The sequence below is a fragment of the Isoptericola sp. NPDC060257 genome, from assembly GCF_042726645.1.
GTDB classification, from domain to species: domain Bacteria; phylum Actinomycetota; class Actinomycetes; order Actinomycetales; family Cellulomonadaceae; genus Isoptericola; species Isoptericola nanjingensis.
Window position 1 is genome coordinate 1 of record NZ_JBHXAW010000270.1, and the last position, 6,039, is coordinate 6,039.

Genomic DNA, 6,039 nt, shown 5'->3' on the forward strand with positions numbered 1-6,039 from the left:
CGCCAACGACGTGCTCACGGCGAATCAGAAGCAGTTCCTCGACCTGGCCGACGAGCGGCTGCGCCGCAGCACGCAGAAGAACGACGAGACGCTCGCCCAGCGCGAGCAGGCGATCCGCGCGCTGCTCGACCCGATGAGCAAGACGCTCGACAAGGTCAACGCCCGCGTCGACACCGCCGAGCAGGCGCGCCTCCAGGGGCACACGGCCCTCACGGAGCAGCTGCGCCAGCTCGAGACGGTCAACGCGCAGCTCCGCGTCGGCACCAGCGACCTGGTCTCGGCCCTGCGCTCCAACCAGACCCGCGGCGTGTGGGGCGAGCTCCAGCTGAAGCGCGTGGTCGAGGCCGCCGGGATGATGGACCACGTCGACTTCGAGGCCCAGGTGCACCGCACGACGGCGGAGGGCGAGACGCTGATCCCCGACCTCGTGGTGAGCCTGGCGGGCGGCAAGAACATCGTGGTCGACGCGAAGGTGCCGCTCAGCGCGTACCTGCGGGCGCAGCAGGCGGACAGCCCGGCCGACGGGGACCGGGAGCTCGACGCCCACGCCAAGGACCTGGCCAAGCACGTCGAGGTGCTCGCGGGCAAGGCCTACTGGTCGCAGTTCGACGCAGCACCCGAGTTCGTCGTCCTGTTCGTCCCCGCCGAGCCGATCCTGGCAGCGGCGGTCGAGCGTCAGCCCGACCTGCTCGAGACCGCGATCCGCAAGCGGGTGCTCGTCGCCACCCCCATGACGCTCGTCGCCATGCTGCGCACCGTGGCCTACGCCTGGCAGCAGGACGCCATCGCCGAGGACGCGCAGAAGGTGCTGCAGACGGGCAAGGAGCTGTACGCCCGCATCGTCACGATGACCAAGAGCATCACCAAGCTCGGCCAGTCGATGACCGCCGCGACCAAGCACTACAACTCGTTCGTCGGGTCGCTGGAGACGCGCGTGCTGCCGCAGGCACGGCGGATGGTCGAGCTGAAGGTCGTGGACGCCGGTCAGGTGATCGAGCCGCTCAAGGCGGTCGAGGACACCACCCGCGCGGTCACCAAGCCCGAGCTGCTCGCCGTGGAGGAGGGCCTGGTCGTCGATCTCGGCACCCTGACCGCGGACGGGGCCCGCGACGACTCGGTCGAGTCGCTGGTCGACGCCGCACAGCGCGATCTCGAGCGCTCGTCCGTGGCCGACGAGAAGGGCGAGTCGGCCGCCGGCTGAGCCCTCCGGCCGGCCCGACCGGCGGGACCGACGGCGTCAGGCCGGCTCGACGGGCAGCGCGGTGCGCGCGCCGCGGCGGGGCCGCTTCTCCTCCTGGCCGGCGGCCTTGAGGCCGCGCGCCAGCTCGCGCGGCAGCGAGAACATCAGGTCCTCGGTGGCGGTGCGCACCTCTTCGACCTCACCGAAGCCGTGGCTGTCCAGGTGCGCGATGACGTCCTGCACGAGGATCTCCGGCACCGACGCGCCGGACGTGACGCCCACCGTCGTCGCGCCGTCGAGCCAGGCGTCCTCGATCTCGGTCGCGCGGTCCACCCGGTACGACGTCCGGGCGCCGGCCTGCAGCGCCACCTCGACGAGGCGCACCGAGTTCGACGAGTTCGCGGAGCCCACGACGATGACGACGTCGCACTCCGGGGCCAGCTTCTTCACCGCGACCTGGCGGTTCTGCGTGGCGTAGCAGATGTCGTCGCTGGGCGGGTCCTGCATCTCGGGGAACCGGTCGCGCAGGCGGCGCACGGTCTCCATGGTCTCGTCCACGGACAGGGTGGTCTGCGAGATCCACACGACCTTCTCCGGGTCGCGGACCTGCACCTGGTCGACCTCGTCCGGGGAGTTGACGACCTGCACGTGGTCGGGCGCCTCGCCGGCGGTCCCCTCGACCTCCTCGTGCCCCGTGTGGCCGATGAGGAGGATGTCGTAGTCGTCCTTGGCGAACCGGACGGCCTCCTTGTGCACCTTGGTCACCAGGGGGCAGGTGGCGTCGATGGTGTCGAGGCTGCGGGCCGCGGCGGACGCGCGCACCGCCGGGGAGACGCCGTGCGCGGAGAACACCAGCCGGGCGCCCTCGGGCACCTCGTCGGTCTCGTTGACGAAGATGGCGCCGCGGTCGCGCAGCGTCTCCACCACGTGCTTGTTGTGGACGATCTCCTTGCGCACGTACACGGGCGCGCCGTACGTCTCGAGCGCCTTCTCGACCGCGACCACCGCGCGGTCCACCCCCGCGCAGTAGCCGCGCGGCGCGGCCAGGAGCACGCGCTTGGTGGACGTCGGGGTGGCGGGGGCCGGGCTGGTCACAGTCACGGGCAACAGTCTAGGTACGGACTGTGGACAACCGGTGACGAGGCTCCGTCGGGGGCGTGGGGCATGCTGGACGCCGTGTCGGACCAGTCCCAGCCGCAAGCCCAGCCGCAGCCCCTGCCCGAGCTCGCCCGCGACACGACCGCGGACCGCCCGTGGCCGGTGCGGCTCCTGTCCGCGAAGGTCCGGGACTACGTCGCGCGGATGTCGTCGGTCTGGGTCGAGGGCCAGGTCGTGGAGCACACCTACCGCCCCCGGGCCGGGATGCAGTTCGTCACCCTCCGGGACACCGACGCCGAGGCCTCGCTGCCCGTGCACCTGCTGTCGCGGATCTACGAGGGCCTCCACCACAAGCCCGAGGTGGGCGACCACGTGGTGGTGCAGGCCAAGCCGGAGTTCTGGGTCAAGACGGGCCGTCTGTCGATGCGCGCGACCGCGGTGCGCCAGGTGGGCGTCGGCGAGCTGCTCGCCCGCATCGACCAGCTGCGCCGGGTGCTCGCCGCGGAGGGCCTGTTCGACCTCGACCGCAAGCGCCCGCTGCCGTTCCTGCCCGCCGTGGTGGGCCTCGTGTGCGGGCGGGAGTCGAAGGCGGAGCACGACGTCGTGGTGAACGCGCGCGCCCGCTGGCCCCAGGTCCGGTTCGAGATCCGTGAGGTCGCCGTGCAGGGCGTCGACGCCGTCCGGGAGGTGAGTGCGGCGATCGCCGACCTCGACGCCCGGCCCGAGGTCGAGGTGATCGTCGTGGCGCGCGGCGGCGGCTCCGTCGAGGACCTGCTGCCGTTCAGCAACGAGGCCCTGGTCCGCGCGGCGTCCTCCTGCACGACCCCGCTGGTCAGCGCCATCGGGCACGAGACCGACACCCCCCTGCTGGACCTCGTCGCCGACCACCGCGCGTCCACCCCGACCGACGCCGCGAAGCAGGTCGTGCCCGACGTCGCCGAGGAGCGGCTGCGCCTCGACCAGGCGCGCCGGCGGATGCGTGCCGCGGTGGCCGGCCGGGTCGAGCGCGAGCAGCACGGGCTGGACGCCCTGCGGTCGCGCCCGGCGCTGGCCCGGCCGCAGACGACGGTCGACGTCCGCGAGCGCGAGATCGCCCAGCACGTGCGGCACGCCCGCCACTGCCTGGACGCCGCGCTGCTGCGCGCGTCCGGAGAGGTGGGCCGGCTCGCGGCCCAGGTCCGGGCGCTCTCCCCGCAGGCCACGCTGGAGCGCGGGTACGCCGTCGTGCAGCGCGCGGACGGGCACGTGGTGCGGGCGAGCCACGACGTCACGGCCGGCGACGCCGTGCACGTGCGCGTCGCCGAGGGTTCGCTGGAGGCCGCCGTCACCGCGACGGCCGCACCCGCGCCGCTTGCCTGAACCGGTCCGCGAGCCGACCGAACGCCGCGGCGAGCTCCTGTCCCTCGAGCACCTCGACGTCCAGGTCGAGCCGGGTGATCCACAAGGCGAGCTGGTCGGGGTCGTCGCTGCCCACCTCGATCCGGCAGGTGGACGGCCCGGCCTCCTCGACCTCCAGCGGGGAGCCGACCTTGGCCACGACCTCCGCGGCGGGAGCGTGCACGAGGATCCGCGCCCGGTAGCGCCAGGTCGCCCGGCCCACCCGCGCCACGACGTGCCGCAGCACCGCGTCCTCGGGGATGACGCGCGGCCGGAAGCGGGCCCCGGTGGGCGGGCGCAGCGTGATCCGGTCGACCCGGAAGACGCGCCAGTCCAGCCGGTCGAGGTCCCAGGCCAGCAGGTACCAGCGCGACCCCCAGCGCACCAGGCGGTGCGGCTCCGTGTGCCGGGAGGACTCGGCTCCGTCGTGGGAGGCGTAGCGGAACCGGAGCCGCTCACCGGAACGGATCGCGGCGGCGACGCCCCCGAGCACCTGCAGGTCCGGCGCCGGGTCCCCGCCCGGCACGACGCTCGTCGCCTCCCGGACGGCCTCGACGCGGCGCCGCAGGTGCGCGGGCATGACCTGCTCGACCTTCGCGAGCGCCGTGAGCGCGGTCTCCCCCTCACCGTGCTGCCCGTGCGCGGCCGCGGCCAGCCCGATCGCGACCGCGACCGCCTCGTCGTCGTCCAGCACGAGGGGCGGCATCGCCGACCCTGCGGCGAGTCGGTACCCGCCGGCGACGCCGGGGCGGGCCTCGACCGGGTAGCCGAGCGAGCGCAGCTTGCCGACGTCGGTGCGCACGGTGCGGGTGCTCACCCCGAGCCGCTCGGCCAGGTCGCCGCTGGTCCAGTCGCGCCGCAGCTGCAGCAGGGACAGGAGCTGGAGGAGGCGGGCCGAGGTCTCGAGCATCTTCGGAGCATCTCACCGATCGCGGAAGCAAGTCTTCCGCGTTTGCTGCGAGCGTGGGAGTCATGGACCGAGTGATGAACCCCACCGCCGACACCGCCCTCGTCCCCTTCCGCGTCGACGTCCCGCAGGCCGACCTCGACGACCTGCGCGACCGCCTGGCGCGCACCCGCTGGCCCCTGCCCGTGCCCGGCCGCGACGACCGCACGGACTTCAGCCGCGGCATCCCCCTGCCGTACCTGCGCGAGCTCGCCGAGTACTGGCGCGACGGCTTCGACTGGCGCGCGCAGGAGGCCGCCCTGAACGCGCACGAACAGGTCACGACCGTCGTCGACGGCCAGACCTTCCACGTGGTGCACGCCCGCTCCGCGAACCCGGACGCGACCCCGCTGCTGCTGTGCCACGGGTGGCCGGGGTCGTTCGTCGAGTACCAGCGGCTGCTCCCGCTGCTCGCTGACGCGTTCCACGTCGTCGTGCCCTCGCTGCCCGGGTTCGGCTACTCGACGCCCCTGTCCGGCACGGGCTGGGAGGTCGCGCGCACCACCGAGGCGTACGCCGAGATCATGACGCGGCTCGGGTACGAGCGGTTCGCCGTGCACGGCACCGACATCGGGGCCGGCACCACCGGCCGGCTCGCCGCGCTCTACCCGGAGCGCGTGATCGGCACCCACGTCGGCAGCGACGGCCGGTCGCTCGGCATGGTGGGCGCGGCCTACCCGATGCCGGACGGGCTGACCGACGACGAGATCGCCCAGATCGACGCGGTGCGCGCGGCCGACGCCGCCGAGCACGGCTACTTCGAGATGCAGAACCACCGCCCGGACACGATCGGCGCGGCCCTGAGCGACTCCCCCGTCGGGCAGCTCGCGTGGATCGCCGAGAAGTTCCAGACGTGGACGAACCCGGCGTCCCGCACGCCGGACGAGGCCGTCGACCGCGACCAGCTCCTCACGAACGTGTCGCTGTACTGGTTCACCCGCAGCGGGGCGTCCAGCGCGCAGCTCTACTACGAGGCGTCGCACTCCGGGCTCGACTGGCTGTCGGCCTCCGACGTCCCCTCCGCATGGTCCGTGTTCGACACGCACCCGCTCATGGCGAAGGTCTTCAACGGCTGGGGCGCCATCGACCGGTGGGTGGAGCACCCGGAGGGCGGCCACTTCCCGGCGATGGAGGAGCCGCAGCTGCTGGCCGACGATCTGCGCGCCTTCTTCAGCGGCCGGTCGTGACCGGACGGGCGGGCGCCGCCTCGGGCGCCCGTCCGTAGTCGCCGGCGTGCCGGGAGAGGAACGCCGCAACAGGGCCGCGCTGGATCAGCCGCATGACGCCAGTCATGGCCGCGATGCCGGTGCGCGTGCGCGGCGCGAACGACCGGACCCGGCCGGGGTACATGGCCTGAGCGCGGTCCACCGCGGAGCGCATCGCGGCCTCGTACGCGGCGAGGGCCGTGCCGACGCGCTCGGCCGGGAGCTCCCGGCCG

The 6,039-nt window shown here is 73.7% G+C and carries 5 protein-coding genes and 1 pseudogene; 3 read left to right on the forward strand and 3 right to left on the reverse strand.

The window, feature by feature from the left end; genetic code table 11:
• The coding region (locus ACFWEK_RS17715; protein WP_430554880.1) for a DNA recombination protein RmuC at positions 1-1,201 on the forward strand (1,201 nt) is incomplete at its 5' end.
• 36 nt (positions 1,202-1,237) lie between these two features.
• On the opposite strand, the gene ACFWEK_RS17720 is transcribed toward ACFWEK_RS17715, so the two are convergent.
• Complete coding sequence (locus tag ACFWEK_RS17720) at positions 1,238-2,281, reverse strand: 4-hydroxy-3-methylbut-2-enyl diphosphate reductase (RefSeq protein WP_430545050.1); 1,044 nt, start codon at positions 2,279-2,281, stop codon at positions 1,238-1,240.
• Positions 2,282-2,344: 63 nt separating this feature from the next.
• On the opposite strand from ACFWEK_RS17720, the gene xseA reads away from it, so the two are divergent.
• Positions 2,345-3,637: an exodeoxyribonuclease VII large subunit gene (gene xseA / locus ACFWEK_RS17725; RefSeq protein ID WP_430554881.1), complete on the forward strand. Its 1,293-nt coding sequence runs from the start codon at positions 2,345-2,347 to the stop codon at positions 3,635-3,637.
• On the opposite strand, the gene ACFWEK_RS17730 is transcribed toward xseA, so the two are convergent.
• Entirely contained in the window at positions 3,603-4,565 is a 963-nt protein-coding gene (locus ACFWEK_RS17730) for a helix-turn-helix transcriptional regulator (RefSeq protein ID WP_430545048.1), read from the reverse strand. The two genes, xseA and ACFWEK_RS17730, sit on opposite strands and share 35 nt — an antisense overlap.
• A 62-nt stretch (positions 4,566-4,627) precedes the next feature.
• Here ACFWEK_RS17730 and ACFWEK_RS17735 point away from each other — a divergent pair, with 62 nt between their 5' ends.
• Positions 4,628-5,788 carry an epoxide hydrolase family protein gene (locus tag ACFWEK_RS17735; RefSeq protein WP_430554882.1) on the forward strand — a complete coding sequence of 387 codons (1,161 nt, stop codon included), beginning with the start codon at positions 4,628-4,630 and terminating at the stop codon, positions 5,786-5,788.
• Here ACFWEK_RS17735 and ACFWEK_RS17740 read toward each other — a convergent pair.
• Positions 5,772-6,039, reverse strand: a pseudogene (locus ACFWEK_RS17740) (hypothetical protein); the annotation flags it as partial. The gene ACFWEK_RS17735 and the pseudogene ACFWEK_RS17740 sit on opposite strands and share 17 nt — an antisense overlap.

Coding starts and splice junctions, on each gene's coding strand:
- ACFWEK_RS17730 (WP_430545048.1), bottom strand. CDS start 4,565: ATGCTCGAGACCTCGGCCCGCCTCCTCCAGCTCCTGTCCCTGCTGCAG.
- xseA (WP_430554881.1), top strand. CDS start 2,345: ATGCTGGACGCCGTGTCGGACCAGTCCCAGCCGCAAGCCCAGCCGCAG.
- ACFWEK_RS17735 (WP_430554882.1), top strand. CDS start 4,628: ATGGACCGAGTGATGAACCCCACCGCCGACACCGCCCTCGTCCCCTTC.